Annotated in this window: 14 protein-coding genes and 1 tRNA gene; 3 read left to right on the top strand and 12 right to left on the bottom strand. The window is 68.0% G+C overall.

Features of this window, described 5'->3' with window-relative positions; all coding sequences use genetic code 11:
* Positions 1-211 precede the first annotated feature (211 nt).
* The 8 genes from ychF to QRN34_RS06700 form a co-directional block, all read right to left on the bottom strand.
* On the bottom strand, positions 212-1303 hold the full coding sequence (ychF, locus tag QRN34_RS06735; RefSeq protein ID WP_285403163.1) for a redox-regulated ATPase YchF: 1092 nt from the start codon (positions 1301-1303) through the stop codon (positions 212-214).
* Positions 1304-1336: 33 nt separating this feature from the next.
* Positions 1337-1915, bottom strand: coding sequence for an aminoacyl-tRNA hydrolase (gene pth, locus QRN34_RS06730; protein WP_285403161.1), 579 nt, complete (start codon positions 1913-1915; stop codon positions 1337-1339).
* A 54-nt stretch (positions 1916-1969) separates the two neighbouring features.
* Positions 1970-2611, bottom strand: coding sequence for a 50S ribosomal protein L25/general stress protein Ctc (locus QRN34_RS06725; protein ID WP_285403160.1), 642 nt, complete (start codon positions 2609-2611; stop codon positions 1970-1972).
* A gap of 77 nt (positions 2612-2688) precedes the next feature.
* Positions 2689-3627 carry a ribose-phosphate diphosphokinase gene (locus QRN34_RS06720; protein WP_285403167.1) on the bottom strand — a complete coding sequence of 313 codons (939 nt, stop codon included), beginning with the start codon at positions 3625-3627 and terminating at the stop codon, positions 2689-2691.
* A 68-nt stretch (positions 3628-3695) separates the two neighbouring features.
* Positions 3696-3772: transfer RNA gene (locus QRN34_RS06715), tRNA-Gln, on the bottom strand.
* 65 nt (positions 3773-3837) lie between these two features.
* Positions 3838-5226, bottom strand: coding sequence for a 4-(cytidine 5'-diphospho)-2-C-methyl-D-erythritol kinase (ispE, locus tag QRN34_RS06710; RefSeq protein ID WP_285403159.1), 1389 nt, complete (start codon positions 5224-5226; stop codon positions 3838-3840).
* Between the two features lie 41 nt (positions 5227-5267).
* The gene (lolB, locus tag QRN34_RS06705; protein WP_285403158.1) at positions 5268-5882 is read right to left on the bottom strand and encodes a lipoprotein insertase outer membrane protein LolB; all 615 of its coding nucleotides are present in this window, start codon (positions 5880-5882) and stop codon (positions 5268-5270) included.
* A gap of 65 nt (positions 5883-5947) precedes the next feature.
* Positions 5948-7657 carry a tetratricopeptide repeat protein gene (locus tag QRN34_RS06700; RefSeq protein ID WP_345782895.1) on the bottom strand — a complete coding sequence of 570 codons (1710 nt, stop codon included), beginning with the start codon at positions 7655-7657 and terminating at the stop codon, positions 5948-5950.
* Between the two features lie 150 nt (positions 7658-7807).
* Between QRN34_RS06700 and hemA the strand changes: the two genes are divergently transcribed.
* The 3 genes from hemA (at position 7808) to ppk2 (ending at position 11045) form a co-directional block, all read left to right on the top strand.
* Positions 7808-9079, top strand: coding sequence for a glutamyl-tRNA reductase (gene hemA / locus QRN34_RS06695; protein ID WP_285403157.1), 1272 nt, complete (start codon positions 7808-7810; stop codon positions 9077-9079).
* Positions 9080-9113: 34 nt separating this feature from the next.
* Complete coding sequence (gene prfA, locus QRN34_RS06690) at positions 9114-10193, top strand: peptide chain release factor 1 (protein ID WP_285403156.1); 1080 nt, start codon at positions 9114-9116, stop codon at positions 10191-10193.
* Positions 10194-10271: 78 nt separating this feature from the next.
* Positions 10272-11045: a polyphosphate kinase 2 gene (gene ppk2, locus QRN34_RS06685; RefSeq protein ID WP_285403155.1), complete on the top strand. Its 774-nt coding sequence runs from the start codon at positions 10272-10274 to the stop codon at positions 11043-11045.
* Here the strand turns inward: ppk2 and QRN34_RS06680 are convergent.
* The 4 genes from QRN34_RS06680 to QRN34_RS06665 are packed head-to-tail and all read right to left on the bottom strand — an operon-like array spanning position 11039 to position 15414.
* Positions 11039-11890 carry a cytochrome c oxidase assembly protein gene (locus tag QRN34_RS06680; protein ID WP_285403154.1) on the bottom strand — a complete coding sequence of 284 codons (852 nt, stop codon included), beginning with the start codon at positions 11888-11890 and terminating at the stop codon, positions 11039-11041. The genes ppk2 and QRN34_RS06680 overlap by 7 nt on opposite strands.
* A 2-nt stretch (positions 11891-11892) precedes the next feature.
* Positions 11893-13746, bottom strand: a complete 1854-nt coding sequence (locus QRN34_RS06675; protein ID WP_285403153.1) for a Gldg family protein — start codon at positions 13744-13746, stop codon at positions 11893-11895.
* 1 nt (position 13747) lies between these two features.
* On the bottom strand, positions 13748-14482 hold the full coding sequence (locus QRN34_RS06670; RefSeq protein ID WP_036140095.1) for an ABC transporter permease subunit: 735 nt from the start codon (positions 14480-14482) through the stop codon (positions 13748-13750).
* Complete coding sequence (locus QRN34_RS06665) at positions 14479-15414, bottom strand: ABC transporter ATP-binding protein (protein WP_285403152.1); 936 nt, start codon at positions 15412-15414, stop codon at positions 14479-14481. The genes QRN34_RS06670 and QRN34_RS06665 overlap by 4 nt, the downstream gene beginning before the upstream one ends.
* Positions 15415-15586: the final 172 nt, after the last annotated feature.

Genomic DNA, 15586 nt, shown 5'->3' with positions numbered 1-15586 from the left:
GGTTACGCTCTGAGCGAGTTCGGCCGCTTGCGGCCGCTGCCCGAGCGCAGAGTGTAACCACCCAGCACCTCCTCGCCGCGCCATACGAGAAACGGGCTCTGGCTCTGGCTCTGGCTCTGCTCTGGCTTCGGGACGGCCACGGTCATGCGTGAAGAACCAAAAAAAGCCTCGCACGAGCGAGGCTTTTCGTTTCACCCTTTAACGCATGCGCTCAGACGTTGAATCGGAAGTGCAGCACGTCGCCTTCCTTGACCAGGTAGTCCTTGCCTTCCAGACGAAGCCGGCCGGCTTCCTTCGCACCCTGCTCGCCCTTGAACTTGATGAAGTCGTCGTAGGCGACGGTCTCGGCACGGATGAAACCGCGCTCGAAGTCCGTATGGATGACTCCGGCCGCCTGCGGTGCGGTGGAGCCCGCACGCACCTGCCACGCACGGACTTCCTTCTCACCGGCGGTGAAATAGGTCTGCAGCCCGAGCAGCTTGTAGCCGGCGCGGATGACGCGGTTGAGGCCGGGTTCGTCCAGGCCGAGGTCGCGGAGGAACTCGTCGCGGTCAGCCTCTTCCATCTGCGAGAGTTCTTCCTCGATGGCGGCCGAGATGGCCACCACCTCGGCACCCTCTTCCACGGCGCGCGCGCGGACGGCATCCAGGTGCGGATTGTTCTCGAAGCCGTCTTCCGCCACGTTGGCGATGTACATCAGCGGCTTCATCGTGATGAGGAACATGTCGCGCACGAGCGCCTTTTCTTCCGCATCCAGCCCGGCCGAGCGGGCCGACTTGCCCTGGTCGAGGGCCACGCGCAGTTTTTCCAGCACCGGCTTCTTCGCGATGGCGTCCTTGTCGTTGGCCTTGGCCGAACGCGTGGCGCGGTCGAGCGCCTTCAGCACGGCTTCCAGGTCGGCCAGCGCCAGTTCGGTGTCGATCGTCTCGATGTCGGCGATCGGGTCGACCTTGTTGGCCACATGGATGACGTTACCGTCTTCGAAGCAGCGCACGACGTGCGCGATGGCGTCGGTCTCGCGGATGTGGGCGAGGAACTTGTTACCCAGGCCTTCGCCCTTGGACGCGCCGGCGACCAGGCCGGCGATGTCGACGAATTCCATGGTGGTGGGAATCACGCGCTGCGGCTTCACGATATCCGACAGCGCGCTCAGGCGCAGGTCGGGCACGGGAACGATGCCGGTGTTGGGCTCGATCGTGCAGAACGGGAAGTTGGCGGCGGCGATGCCGGCCTTGGTGAGCGCGTTGAAAAGGGTGGACTTGCCGACGTTAGGCAGGCCGACGATGCCGCATTTGATGCCCATGGCGATGTTGTCCGGTATAGGTGAGTGGTGCGGTCAGGCGACCGTGTGCAGGCGCTTCATCGCCTCGTCGAACTTGCCATCCAGCGCCAGCGGCAGCACGTCGAACGCGCGCCCGATGCCGTGCATGATGGCGTCCTCGTCGGCCGCGTTGGGTCGGCCGAGCACCCACGGGGTGACCTTGTCCTTGTGCCCCGGGTGGCCGATACCGACCCGCAGGCGATGGAACTTGCCATGACCCAGGTGGGCCATGATGTCGCGCAATCCGTTCTGGCCGCCGTGGCCGCCGTCGAATTTCATGCGGACGGTGCCGGGCGGGAGGTCCAGTTCGTCGTGGGCGACGAGACACTCCTCCGGCGCGATCTTGTAGTAGCGCAGCGCCGAGGCCACCGCGATGCCACTCTTGTTCATGAACGTCGCGGGCTTGAGCAGCCAGAGGGTTTCGCCGCCGAGGCGCAGCTTGCAGGTTTCCCCGTGCAGCTTGCCGTCGAAGGCCCAACGCTCTCCCTGATCCATGGCCAGGGCGTCGACACACCAGAACCCGGCGTTGTGCCGGGTCCTGACGTATTCGGCCCCGGGGTTACCGAGGCCGACGATGAGACGAAGTGTCGCCATGTGCCGAAGCGGACACGACCCGCGGCGCCAGGGCGCACGCGGGTCGCAAACCGATTACTTCTTCTCTTCGGTCGGAGCGTCGCCTTCGGCGGCCGGCGCTTCCGGATCGACTTCTTCCTGGATGGCGGCGACGGTGACGACGGCGACGTCGTGCTCCTTGCCCAGGGCCAGCTCAGGAATTTCCACGTTGGCCGGCAGCGTGAGGTCGGACAGGTGGATGATGGAGTCGGCGTCGAGCGAAGCCAGGTCCAGCTCGATGAACTCGGGCAGGTGCTTGGGCAGGCACGAGACCACGACTTCCGTCAGGTTGTGCGAGATGACCAGACCCGAGGTCTTGCCAGCCGGCGACTTTTCCTGGTTGAGGAAGTGGATGGGCACCGCGACCTTGACGGCCTCGTTCTCGTTCACGCGCAGGAAGTCCATGTGCAGCATGAGCTGCTTGTACGGGTGCTTCTGCCAGTCCTTGATCAGGACCTTCTGCTTCTTGCCGTCGACGGTGAGGTCGATGACGGACGAGTAGAACGACTCGAAACGCGAGCCGAGCAGCACGTCGTTGTGCAGGACCTGGATAGCCTGCGGAGCCTCGCCGGCGCCGTAGACGATACCCGGCACGAAACCCGCGGTACGAAGGCGGCGGCTCGCACCCTTCCCTTCGATCTTGCGGCTCGTGGCGGTGAGCTGATGATTGGTAGCCATGGTGTTGCCTCAGGTAAACCGCCTTACGGCGGTGGTAAAGGGCTTCCCCGCGACCAGGGAAGCCCGAAAACGGTAGGTCAGTCGATGTAGAGGGAGCTCACCGATTCGCCGAAGGCGATGCGGCGGATCGTCTCGGCGAGCAGTTCCGCGACCGACAACTGACGGATTTTCGCACAGTCGCGCGCATTGTCGCGCAGCGGCAGGGTATTGGTGACCACCAGCTGGTCGAGCTGGGAGCCCTCGATGTTGGTGATCGCGGCACCCGACAGCACCGGGTGGACGCAATAGGCGACGACCTTGCGGGCGCCTTTTTCCTTCAGGGCCGCCGCGGCGGCGCACAGGGTGCCGGCCGTGTCGACGATGTCGTCGACCAGGACGCAGGTCTTGCCGTCCACGTCGCCGATGATGTTCATGACCGTGGCCACGTTGGCCTTCGGGCGGCGTTTGTCGATGATCGCCAGGTCGGCATCGTCGAGGCGCTTGGCCAGCGCGCGAGCGCGGACCACGCCACCGACGTCGGGGCTGACCACGATCAGGTCGTCCATGCTGTGGTGGCGCCAGATATCGGCCAGCAGCACCGGCGAGGCGTACACGTTGTCCACCGGGATATCGAAGAAACCCTGGATCTGGTCGGCGTGCAGGTCGATCGTGAGCACGCGGTCGGCGCCGGCGGTGGCGATCATCTTGGCCGCCAGCTTGGCCGTGATCGGCACGCGCGCCGAGCGGGGGCGACGATCCTGGCGGGCATAGCCGAAATACGGCATGACCGCGGTGACGCTACCGGCGGACGCGCGCTTGAGCGCGTCGATCAGCACCAGCAGGTCGAACAGGTTCTCTGCGCTGGGGGCACCCGTCGGCTGGATGACGAATACCTCCTGCTTGCGGACGTTTTCCTCGATCTCGATCTGTGCCTCGCCATCGCTGAACCGGCCGATGAGCGCCTTGCCGAGCGGGATGCCCAGGCGGGCGGCGACATCTTCGGCCAGTGCGCGGTGCGCATTGCCGGTAAACAACATCGGGGTGGACGTATCCACGGAAACTCCTGGCGTGAGATGGGTGGGTCCGGGTGTATGCCACCGTGAGGTGGCTGGGGCGGCAGGATTCGAACCTGCGCATGCGGGAATCAAAATCCCGTGCCTTAACCAGCTTGGCGACGCCCCAACAATTCGTTCCGGCGAGCCATGTGGCCCGCCTGGCTCTGCCGCAGCCCGCGGCCCTTCCCGTCCTTACGACCTGTGTCCAGCGGCGTCGATCCGTTGCCGCATGAGTTGCAGCGGCGAGGGATCGATGCCTGCCGCCACGTGGACCGTAAAGCCCGCGGGACAGCGTGAAGCGACGGCAAGCGCCGCCTCGTGCGTTCTCGTTTCCAGGAATACGCAGCCACCGCTGCCGGAAAGCCGCGCGTTGCCGAAGCCGCCCAGCCATTCCAGTGCCGCCGCCACGCGCGGATGCCGCGCGCGAACCACGGGTTCGAAGGCGTTCTCCGCAACTTCCCCGGAAACAAAGGCCGAAATTGTCGCTTGCGGGGCATGGCGTGTCAATTCGGGCGCGGCGAACAGCGCGGCCGTGGGCACGTGTTCGCCCGGATCGACGACCACGTACCAACGCCGCGGCAAGCGCAGGGGCGTCAGCCGCTCGCCCACGCCCTCGGCCCAGGCCGACCGCCCGCGGACGAAGACGGGCACATCGGCGCCCAGGCGCAAGCCCAGCACCGCCAGGGCGTCCTCGTCCAGTCCCGTGCCCCACAAGGCGTTCAGGCCGACCAGCACACTGGCCGCATCCGAGCTGCCGCCGCCCAGGCCGCCGCCCATGGGAATCCGCTTGGCGATGGCGATCTCCGCACCGAGCGGACAGCCGGTTTCCGCGGCCAGCAAGCGGGCGGCGCGCACGGTCAGGTCGCTGTCCTCGGGAACACCGGGCACCGCGGCGGGACGGGTGACGAGGCCGTCGGCCCGCACGCGCAGGCGCACCTCGTCGCCCCAGTCGAGCAGGCGGAACACCGTCTGCAAGGCGTGGTAACCATTGTCCAGGCGGCCCACGATGCGCAGGAACAGGTTGAGCTTGGCCGGCGCCGGCCAGCGGGTCCAGTCGGTCGGCCCCAGCGGCGCCAGTTCACGGCTCATGAAGACCCGCAGGTGGTCGGGAAAGCCGTTTTCGCGGTCCCGCGCCAGCGCCCGGGCAAAGCCGGGAGCATGCTTGTCGACCACGGTGAAGCCGTGCTTCGCATAGAACGGCGCGTTCCACGGCACATCCGACAGCGTCCCCAGGTCTACCCGACGGAACCCTGCTTCGCGCGCCCAGGCGCAGGCGTGCTCGAGCAGTGCCGCGCCGAAGCCCCGGCCGCCGAACGCCGGCAGCACATCGATCTCGGCGATGCCGATCGCGTCCGGGGTGCCGTCGGTGTCGAGGCAGACGAATCCGACCACATCCTCGTCCACCGTCGCCACCCACGCCCGACCGCGTGCGATCAGCTCGTGGACGATCTCGCGCGGCAGCATCATCGACGAGTACGACGGCCAGGCCGGATGCCCGCGGAACAGCTGCACCGCGGCGCGTTCGATCTCGCAAAGCCGGTCGGCATGGTCCGCGACGGCGGGAGATATATCGAAGTTCATCGCGGGGCCGTGGTGCGAAAGGCGCGGAGTATAGCGGGCGCCTACTTCGCGAACGACCAGTCCTCGATCGCCAGGCGCACCTTGTAGGGCGCTTTCTCGGCGAACACGCGCAACGGCATGGCCGGCTGGCGCGTCGTGTCCCAGGCCTTGTAGTCGACCGTCCAGCCGTCCTGGACCAGGCGGGACGGCAGGCCATCCCCGCCGAACGCGATGTCCGCGGCGCCGGTGTCGGCACGCAGGCCCAGTGCCCACCGCTTCAGTTCACGCAGGGGAATCTGCCAGCCGACGGTCGCGGCCATGAGCGATTCGGCATCGGTGCCGTGCCGGGTGCCACCGTCCAGGCCTTCCAGGTCGGCACCGTCGGGGCCGCCGGTGAGGCGGAAGGTGCGACCCGTGATCGGCCCGCGCACGGTGAACTCGTAGCGGTCGCCGTCCTGTCGCCAGGTAAGGGTGCCGGAGTTGCTGTCCTTACCGTCCGAGACGGACAGCTTGCCCTGCAACGTCCAGTGATCGGTATCGGCCAGGTCGCGCTCACGCTGCGCCTGCCGGCCCAGCGTGGCGGCATCGCCCGGTTGGCGGACCGGCGCACGGGTGGTCGCGCAGGCGGAAAGCAGCAGCGCGAGGGAAACGAGGGAGGTTCTGACGACACGGTGCATGGATCGATCCGGCGAGGGAGGGAAGACGAGGCGATGGCGCCCGGCGAAGGCCGCCGGCAGGCGCCCTACCCCTGCGGGCGCAGCTTCTGCTCGGCCCGTGGCAGCGCGGCGTTTTTCGGGTCGATGCGACGCACCTCGTCCAGCAGCTTGCGCGCTTCGTCGTGCGCACCCCGTGCCCACAGCACTTCGGCCAGGTGCAGGCCGACGTCGCCGTCCTTATGCCGGGCCCAGGCTCCGCGCAGCGTGGTTTCGGCCTGGTCCAGGCGACCTTGCCGGAACTGCAGCCAGCCCCAGGAATCGGCCACGGAGGGATCGTCCGGGCGCGCGGCTCGCGCCACCTGCAGCAGGGCCTGGGCCTCGGGAAGGTCGCGATCGTTGTCGGCCAACGTGTATCCCAATGCGTTGCTCGCCTCCACGTCGCCCGGCTTCAGGGTGAGCACCTGGCGGAAATCGGCCACCGCCTGGTCCACCTTCCCGGCTTCGGCATTGGCCAGTCCGCGGGCGTAGAGCATGTCCGGATCGTCCGGCTTCACCCGCAACGCCTTGTCGTAGGCATCCACGGCGGCGGCGTAGCGCCGGGCATCCATGTACAGCTCGCCGTCCAGCGCGAAGGCCTTGCGCAGGGCGTCGGGGCGGTCGGCGTATTGGGTCTGCAGGCTGCCGACGATCTCGTGGGCATCGTCGTCCTTGCCTTGCAGATGGAGGATGACCGCGCTGCGCACGGAGGCGTCGAAGATGCGCGGGTCGTCGTCGCCGACCGCGGCGTACCAGTCGAGGGCGTCTTCCTGCTGTCCCAGCAACTCGGCCAACTGGCCCAGCGTGAACGCATTCGCTGCCTGCACGTCGTCGGACTGCCGGCGGATCTCCGCGTAAAGCCCGGCCACGGCCTTCTTGTCCTGGGCACGCGCGGCCAGGGTCATCCGCATCATGTAGGTATCGACATCCTGCGTGCCGCCGGCCAGCACCCGTGCGGCGCCTTTTTCGTCGCCGCCCTGCGCCAGCACCGTGGCATAGGCCAGGCGAAGCCGCGTGTTGGCCGGATCCTTTGCCACGGCCTTCGCGAACAGGGCCTTCGCCCCCGCCTTGTCGCCGGCGCGGAAGTGCTGCTGCGCCGCCCAGCCGTAGGTCACCCCGTCGTGGAAACGCGCCTGCGCGCCGTCGCCGATGGCCTTGGCGTAGTCGTGCCGGCCGAGGGTCTCGCCCAGTTCGGCCATGGCCAGCCAGACGGCGGAATCGTTGGGCAGGCGCTGCGGCGTGGCCACGCGCTCGAGCAACTGCCCGGCCTGCGCGGCATCGCGGCCGGAGGCCAGGGTGCGACCGATCTCGCGCCAGGCCTCGGGACTGCCCGTGCCCGCCATGATTTCCAACTGGCGCTGGGCCTCGGCCGTGTCGCCGCGGTCCAGCGCCATGCGTGCGCGGGTCTCGGCCAGCTCCAGCGGCCCGGCACCCAGGCGGGCCCAGCGCGCCAGGCCCCGCGCCGCGGCGTCCTGGTCGTGCACGGCCAGGGCCAGTTCCGTGGCGCGCGCGGCCACGCGGGGGTCGTCGGTGAGCGGGGCCGCGCGGCCATAGGCATCGGAGGCGGCCTTCAGATCGTTGGCGGCCAGGGCGAAGTCGCCCGCCATCAGCTGGGCCTGGAGGTCGCGCTCCGGCGGCACGATGGCCACCTGCATCCGGTCCAGCGGCTGCGCGCCCGTACGCACGGCCCTGGGCGCGGTGGCCGGGCCGGGGGGCGTCGTGGCACAGCCGGCGAGCACCGCGAGGGTGCCCAGGGCCACAAAATGCCGCACTCGCTTGAACTTGGACCGACCGCTCAGCACACTACTCTCCGAATTCGTCCTACACGCCGATGCATGAAGCCCGGCCCTTGTGAGCGCACAATGCGCCCTTAGCTTAGCCGACGCCACCGAAGCCGACCGCAGCCCGTCATGCCACTCATCGCCCTCGGGCTCAATCACCTCACCGCGCCGGTCAGCCTGCGCGAGCAGGTGGCATTCGACGCCGCGGCGGCCCCGGAGGCGCTGGACGAACTCGTCCGGCAGCCCGGCGTGGAGGAGGCGATGATCCTCTCCACCTGCAACCGCACCGAGCTTTATTGCAGCGTGGCCGACGGCTTCGAGAGCGCACCCGGCCTGTGGCTGTCCCGGCAACACCGTCTGACCCCGCAGCGGCTGGACGAGTTCCTCTACCGCCACGACGAACACGAAGCCGTCCGTCACATGTTCCGCGTGGCGACGGGACTCGACTCCATGGTGCTGGGCGAGCCGCAGATCCTCGGCCAGGTGAAGGACGCCTACCAGCAGGCCCGCTCCGCGCAGTCGCTGCGCGCGCCCATGGAGCGCCTGCTGCAGCACACCTTCGCCGTGGCCAAGCGCGTCCGTACCGACACCCGCATCGGCGCGCACACGGTCTCGGTCGCGTACACGGCGGTGCGCCTGGCCGAGCAGGTGTTCACCGACCTTCGCCAGGCCTGCGTGCTGCTGATCGGCGCCGGCGAGACGATCGAGCTGGCCGCCCGCCACCTCACCGACAAGAAGGTGCGCCGGCTGATCGTGGCCAACCGCACGCCGGAAAACGCCCAGGAGCTGGCCAGCCGCTACGGCGGCTATGCCATTTCCCTCGCCGACCTGCCGCGCCACCTCGCCGAGGCGGATATCGTCATCAGCTCCACGGCCTCGCGGCAACCGGTGGTCACCCGGTCGATGGTGGCCGACGCGATCGTCGCGCGCCGCCGGCGGCCGATGTTCATGGTGGATATCGCCGTGCCGCGGGATATCGAGGCGGAGGTCGCCCAGCTGGACGACGTCTACCTTTACGGCATCGACGACCTCAAGCAGGTCATCGACGAGAACCGCCGCTCCCGGGAAATGGCCGCGCGCGAGGCCGACGCCATCATCGACCTCCAGGTGGAGCGCTACATGTCCTGGCGTCGCGCGCTCACCCTGCGCAATCCGGCGGTGGACATGCGCGTGGCCGCCGAGGCCCAGCGCGACGAAGTGCTGGCCAAGGCCCAGGCCATGCTGGCCAGGGGCCGTTCCGCGGACGAGGCCCTGGCCTTCCTGGCCAACACACTGACCAACAAGCTGCTGCACGCGCCCAGCGCGCGGCTGCGCGACGCCGCCCTTTCCGGCGACATGGACCTGCTGCACGCCGCCGGCCGTCTCTACGGACTGGACCCGGACGACGACGTTTCCGCATGATGTGGGATTACTCTCGCCCCACGTCGTACCGTCGATGACCCCTTCCATCCGCCGTAAACTCGAAGCCCTCGCCGAACGCCACGAGGAAGTCGGCCGCCTGCTCGCCCAGCCGGACGCGCTCGCCGACAACCAGCGCTTCCGCGACCTGTCGCGCGAATACGCCCAGCTGGAGCCCGTGGCCGCCTCCCTGCGCGAGCACGACGACGCGGAGCGCGAGCTGGCCGAGACACGCGCCATGCTCGACGACCCCGAACTGCGCGACATGGCGGTGGACGACGTGGCACGCATCCAGGCGCGCCTGGAGGACCTGGACGGCGAGCTGCAGATCCTGCTGCTGCCGAAGGACCCACGCGACGAAGGCAACCTGTTCCTCGAAGTGCGCGCCGGCACCGGCGGCGACGAGGCGGCGATCTTCGCGGGCGACCTCTTCCGCATGTACGCACGCTACGCCGAGCGGCAGCGCTGGCATGTCGAGATACTCAACGCGAACGAGGGCGAGCACGGCGGCTACAAGGAAGTGGTGGCGCGCATCGAAGGACGCGGGGCCTACTCCAAGCTGAAGTTCGAATCCGGCACCCACCGCGTGCAGCGCGTGCCGGAAACCGAATCGCAGGGCCGCATCCATACCTCCGCCGCCACCGTGGCCATCCTCCCCGAACAGGACGACATCGCCGAGATCGACATTCGCGAAGGCGACCTCAAGGTGGATACCTTCCGCGCGTCCGGCGCCGGCGGCCAGCACGTCAACAAGACCGACTCGGCCATCCGCATCACCCACCTGCCTACCGGCACGGTGGTGGAGTGCCAGGACGAGCGCAGCCAGCACAAGAACCGTGCCCGCGCGATGAGCCTGCTCAAGGCACGCCTGCTGGACGCCGAGCGCAGCAAGCAGAGCGCCGCCCAGGCGGAATCACGCCGCCTTCAGGTCGGCTCCGGCGACCGCAGTCAGCGCATCCGCACCTACAACTTCCCGCAGGGCCGCATCACCGACCATCGCGTCAACCTGACGCTCTACCGCCTCACCGAGGTGATGCAGGGCGACATGGACGAACTGATCGACACGCTGACCCGCGAGGCCCAGGCGGACGAGCTGCAAAGCCTGACGGCGGCGTAACCGCCCTGCCCTGCCGGCACGCCGCGGCGACATGACGTGCCGCACAATCGGCTTCCCGACCCCCGATGGAAGATACCGATGGGCAAGAAGAAGAAAGCCTACGAACGCGACCTCGAAGCACTGCAGGTCGAACTGGTCGGCCTGACCCGCTGGCTGCGCCGCAGCGGCAAGCGCATGGTCGTGCTCTTCGAAGGGCGCGACGCCGCCGGCAAGGGCGGCACCATCAAGGCCATCACCGACAAGCTCGACACCCGCGCCGCCCGCGTCGTGGCGCTCGGCAAGCCGTCGCAGGACGAGCAGACCCAGTGGTACTTCCAGCGCTACGTGGAACACCTGCCCGCGGCCGGCGAACTGGTGCTGTTCGACCGCAGCTGGTACAACCGCGCCGTGGTCGAACCCGCCATGGGTTTTTGCACCGAAGACCAGTACGACGCCTTCATGAAGGCCTGCCCGACGTTCGAGAAACTGCTGACCGACGACGGCATCATCCTGCTCAAGTACTGGCTGGCGGTCGACCAGGACGAACAGGAGGAACGGTTCGCCGAGCGCGCGCAGGATCCGTTGAAGCGCTGGAAACTGTCGCCGGTAGACCTCGAAGGCCGTGACAAGTACGCCCAGATGGGCGAACTGCGCGACACCATGATCAAGCGCACGCACACCGCCGATGCGCCGTGGTTCGTGGCCGACTACAACGACCAGAAGACCGGCCGGCTCGACCTCATCCGACACCTGCTCGACCAGGTGCCCGACAAGGAGGTTCCCAGCGACGAGGTGCACCTGCCTCCGTTGAAGAGCAAGCCGAAGAAGGACAAGGTCACCGACAAGGCGGAGAGGGTGCCGAAGGTCTACTGAGCCACCCTGGCACGGCGCACGGGTGTCCTGCGCGGCAGGCGCCCGTTGCGTGACAGCCGCAGCCACTGGCGCAGGGCCAGCAGGCCGCCCGCGGATTCGATCATGGCCGCGGGCACCCACATGATGACGCCACCGATCAGCTGCCCGGTCAGCACGTTGAGCGTGAACGCGCGCCCGCATATCTCGAAGATGGGATAGAGGTCGGTTTTCGAGAAGGTGACGATGGCGCCGGCGACGATCTGCGGGGTCATGGTGATGCCCGGCGACAGCACCCGCCAGCCCGGCGACATGCGCCCCGGCGGCTTCGGGCGGTGGTCCAGCACCAGCCACCAGTACGCCAGCCCCGACACCACCATCGACCAGTTCATGGCGCGGTAGATCCGCCAGTCCAGCATGGCCAGCGTCTGCAGGTCCGGCACCAGCCAGACCAGGATCAACGCGACGAAGCCCAGGGTCACGACCGCGGGTTGCAGCAGTACCGTGCTCAGCGCGCGCCAGACCGCGCCGCCTTGCGCGCGACGCAGCCGCACACGCCACGCCAGTGGCAGGCCGGCGCGAAGGATCGTGCCGGGATAGGACGCGATGACCAGCAATGGCGCCAGATGGTGCAGCAGCACCTGCTGGATGCGGTGCATGAAGAACTCGTGCTCCGCGAAATAATCGAAATAGGTGTGCAGCGACAGGTAGATCATCGCCATGCCGGCCCAGAACGCGGCCCGGCGCGCCAGCGGCACCCGCAGGCGCCGGCAGCCGCGCGCATAGGCGAGCGCCGTGCCGACGAAGACGATCAGGAACACCCAGGAAAACTCCCAGGGCACCACCCATTTCAGGATCGTGCCGGCCACCGTCAGGTCGCGCGGCGGGCACGGCGCGTGCGCCGCCAGCCGTAGATCAGCCCGATAAGCGCGACCAGGCCGGGCACCAGCACGATGTTGATGAACTTCAGGCGCAGCCCCAGCGCGTCGATCTCGGCGTTGAGCTGGTGCTGCACGTCACGCAATTCCTTGCCGATGGCCAGCTTGCGCTGCAGGTACTGCTCGACCTCGCGGCGCTGCTCGGCCGTGGCCGTGCCACCCGTGGCGCCCTTGGCCGGTTGCAGTTCGGCCAGGCGGCGCTGGGTTTCATAGAGCTCGTTTTCCAGTTCGCGTTTCTTGGTCAGGAACTTGCGATCGGCGGCGGCCTGCAGGGCGCGCACACGCGTGAACGGACGCTGCGCATTGACCCGGCCGCGGATCGACAACAGCGCCGTGGATCCGCTGAGGTTGTCGACGATGTTGGAGACGAAGTCGCCGTTGTTGGCGAACGGCGTGAGCTGCTGCTGGCCCAGCAGGGGCTGCACATCGATCCACAGGCGATCGGAGAGCAGGTCGGTGTCGGCCACCAGCACGATCTCGCCCGGGCCTCCTGCCTTGGCGAGGTGGCCCTTGCCCGCGCGCTCGGGGAATGCGGAGTGGAACGTGTCGCGCAAGCGCGCCGCCAGCACGTAACGATCGTGGGTCGGCTCGTAGTTCTCCATCAGGCTGGACGGATCGTTGGCCGCGTCGCGCACCCGCTGGGCGGGCACCACCGTGGCTTCGTCGGAGGACTGCACCAGCGGCACCAGCCGCGCCTTCGTCTCCTGGGCCAGCTCGAAGTGGCCGGCGGTCGAGAAATTCACCCGCTGCAGGCTGGCCGTCACCACGTCGTCGTGGTTGAGGTCCTGCGCACCCAGGCCGAGCATCGCCGGATGCCCGATGCTGTTGCCGTTGAGGTCGATGGTCAACGCCTGCGAGCGGTCCAGCACCACCTGGCTCGGGTCGTACACCACTCCCCACGCGGCGAACAGGCGATGCAGGTCGGAGTCGTGATCGTCCACGATGCCGTGCGAGTCGATCAGCGGCGCGCTGTCCATTTCCGAGTCCGGATCGACGAACACCACCAGGTGGCCGCCACGCAATACGTACTGGTCGATCGCGTATTGCGCGTCGTCCGACAATCGCTTGGGATGCACCAGCAGCAGCACCTCGATCGACGGATCGATGTGGGTCAGGCCGTCAGGGTCCAGCGTGGTCACCTCGGCGATCTGGTCGAGCTGCCGGAACACCGTCCACGCGGCTTCACCGATCACCGGGTTGCCTTCCACCGGCAGGGAGCTGACCACGGCCAGCCGCGGTTTGCGCGGCATGCCCAGTTCGTAGAGCAGCTTGGCGATGTCGTATTCGACGAACGCCTCGCGGGCGGGGTCGAAGAACGGAATGGCCTGCGGTGCCACTTCGCCGGAACCATCCATGCCCACCAGGCCGAAGAACACCCGCTCTCCGTTGCTGCCGCCGCTGGCCGGCGTGAGGCCGTAGCCTTCGGCGGCATCCTCGTCGTCGGAATACGGCACCGGATCGATCACCCGGAAGCGCACGCGACCGTGCGCACGCACGGCGATCTCGCGCAGCATCTCCTGTACCCGCTGCTCGTAGCTGCGCAGCTGCGGCAGGTCGCGCGTGGCGTGGTCGGAAAAATACAGGGTGACGGTCAACGGCTTGGTCAGTGCATCGACGATCTGCAACGTGCCTGGGGTCAGCGTGTAGATGCGATCGGACGTGAGGTCGACGCGCGCGGTGCGCAGCGACAACGCACTGATCGCGATGGCGACGAGGAACAGCGCCGCGATGGCGACCAGGGCGGCGCGCAGGCGCAGCGAACGGGTGATACGGAAGCGACGGGCCATCTCAGCGCGTCCTCTTCAGGTCGAGCATCACCACGCTGGCGCCCAGCCAGGCCACGATGGTGGCGAAGAAATACACCAGGTCGCGCAGGTCCAGCACGCCACGCGCGATGGCATTGGCGTGCCGCGCCATGCTCAACTGGCCCATCGCGCCGACCAGCTTGGGCGGCACGGCATCCTGGAAGAAATCCAGCACCTGCGGCTGGCCCACCAGCAACAGCAGGAAGCAGACCGACGCGGTGAGGATGAAGGCGATGATCTGGCTGCGCGTGATGGTGGACATGCAGGTACCGATGGCGATGAACGCACCGGCCATCAGCCAGCTGCCCACGTAGCCGGCCAGGATCACGCCGTTATCCGGATCGCCCAGGTAGTTCACGGTGATCCAGATGGGGAACGTGAGCACCAGGCAGATCCCGATGAAGCCCCAGGCCGCCAGGAACTTGCCCAGCACGGCCTGCGAGATGGACACCGGCAGCGAGAACAGCAGTTCCAGCGTGCCCGAGGCCCGTTCTTCCGCCCACATGGCCATCGTCACCGCGGGCACCAGCACCAGGTAAAGCCAGGGATGCATGTCGAAGAACGGTTGCAGGTCGGCCAGGCCGCGGTCGTAGAAATCGCCGGTATAGAAGGTAAGCGTACCCGCCAGCACCAGGAAGATGACCATGAACACATAGGCCACGGGCGTCACGAAATAGCTCCACAGTTCGCGGCGGGCGATCGCCATCACACCGTTCATGCGTGGCCTCCGCGCGGCTGCGTGGTGATCTGCCGGAACACTTCGTCCAGGCGACCCTGCTCCAGCTGGATCTCGGACACCTGCAGGTTCTGGGTGCGCAGCAGGGCCTGCACCTCGTCGAGGATCGGCCGGCCTTCCCGCGGGAACACGGTGACCCGGCCATCCAGCGGATCGACCTCCACCGTCGCCACGCCGGGAATACGCGCCAGCATCTCGCGCGATACCGCACTGCCCTGCGCGCTGAACGACACCGCGCCGTGGTACCGCGAGCGCGCCTCCAGCTCGGCGGGTGTGGCATCGGCCAGCAGCTTGCCGTTGGCGATGATCGCTACCCGGTTGCACAGGGCGTGCACTTCTTCCAGCAGGTGGGTGGATATGAGGATGGTGCGCTCGCGCGCCATGGCGTCGATCAGCATGCGCACGGAATGTTTCTGGTTGGGATCCAGTCCATCGGTGGGTTCGTCGAGCATCAGCACGGGCGGATCGTGCAGGATCGCCTGCGCCAGACCCACGCGGCGACGCAGCCCCTTGGACAGTGTGCCGATGGTCTGTTCGAGCACGTCTTCCAGCTCAAGGCGCGCCACCACCTCGTCGAACCGGCGATAGGCCAGCTCCCGATCCAGCCCGCGGACGCGCACCATGAAGGTGAGGAACTCACGGACGGTCATCTCGCCGTAGCTGGGCGCACCTTCCGGCAGGTAACCCAGCGCCCGCTTGGCCGACAGCGGCTCCCGCCGCACGTCGAAGCCGCAGACACGCGCGGTACCGGAAGTGGGCGCGAGGAAGCCGGCGATCATGCGCATGGCGGTGGACTTGCCCGCGCCGTTGGGCCCCAGCAGGCCCAGCACCTGCCCCGGCTCCGCCCGCAACGACAGCGCATCCACCGCGATCAGCGGTCCATAACAACGGGTCAGTCGGTCGGTCTCGATCATTCCCACAATTAACGCACGGCGGGGCGGTCGCAACCACCCCTGCTGCGCGTTGAGCATCGCGCGATGCTGGGTGGGCTCGCCTCCGGCATCGCGTTTGGCTTTGGAGCCTTGGGACGTTCGAGCAAGAGCCGGCGGGTAGCCCCCTCGGGGCCACGCCTACGGCGACCCGTCA

The sequence above is a fragment of the Luteibacter sp. ME-Dv--P-043b genome, assembly GCF_030209605.1.
In the GTDB taxonomy this organism is placed as follows: Bacteria; Pseudomonadota; Gammaproteobacteria; order Xanthomonadales; family Rhodanobacteraceae; genus Luteibacter.
The sequence above is the reverse complement of the archived record's forward strand: the minus strand, read 5'-3'. Positions and strand labels throughout refer to the sequence as shown.

Bases quoted from the DNA above. Each gene is read 5' to 3' on its own strand.
- QRN34_RS06720 (WP_285403167.1), bottom strand. From the start codon at position 3,627: ATGTTGTTTACCGGCAATGCGCACCGCGCACTGGCCGAAGATGTCGCC.
- ychF (WP_285403163.1), bottom strand. From the start codon at position 1,303: ATGGGCATCAAATGCGGCATCGTCGGCCTGCCTAACGTCGGCAAGTCC.
- QRN34_RS06725 (WP_285403160.1), bottom strand. From the start codon at position 2,611: ATGGCTACCAATCATCAGCTCACCGCCACGAGCCGCAAGATCGAAGGG.
- QRN34_RS06670 (WP_036140095.1), bottom strand. From the start codon at position 14,482: ATGAACGGTGTGATGGCGATCGCCCGCCGCGAACTGTGGAGCTATTTC.
- hemA (WP_285403157.1), top strand. From the start codon at position 7,808: ATGCCACTCATCGCCCTCGGGCTCAATCACCTCACCGCGCCGGTCAGC.
- ppk2 (WP_285403155.1), top strand. From the start codon at position 10,272: ATGGGCAAGAAGAAGAAAGCCTACGAACGCGACCTCGAAGCACTGCAG.
- pth (WP_285403161.1), bottom strand. From the start codon at position 1,915: ATGGCGACACTTCGTCTCATCGTCGGCCTCGGTAACCCCGGGGCCGAA.
- QRN34_RS06665 (WP_285403152.1), bottom strand. From the start codon at position 15,414: ATGATCGAGACCGACCGACTGACCCGTTGTTATGGACCGCTGATCGCG.
- QRN34_RS06675 (WP_285403153.1), bottom strand. From the start codon at position 13,746: ATGGCCCGTCGCTTCCGTATCACCCGTTCGCTGCGCCTGCGCGCCGCC.
- lolB (WP_285403158.1), bottom strand. From the start codon at position 5,882: ATGCACCGTGTCGTCAGAACCTCCCTCGTTTCCCTCGCGCTGCTGCTT.
- ispE (WP_285403159.1), bottom strand. From the start codon at position 5,226: ATGAACTTCGATATATCTCCCGCCGTCGCGGACCATGCCGACCGGCTT.
- prfA (WP_285403156.1), top strand. From the start codon at position 9,114: ATGACCCCTTCCATCCGCCGTAAACTCGAAGCCCTCGCCGAACGCCAC.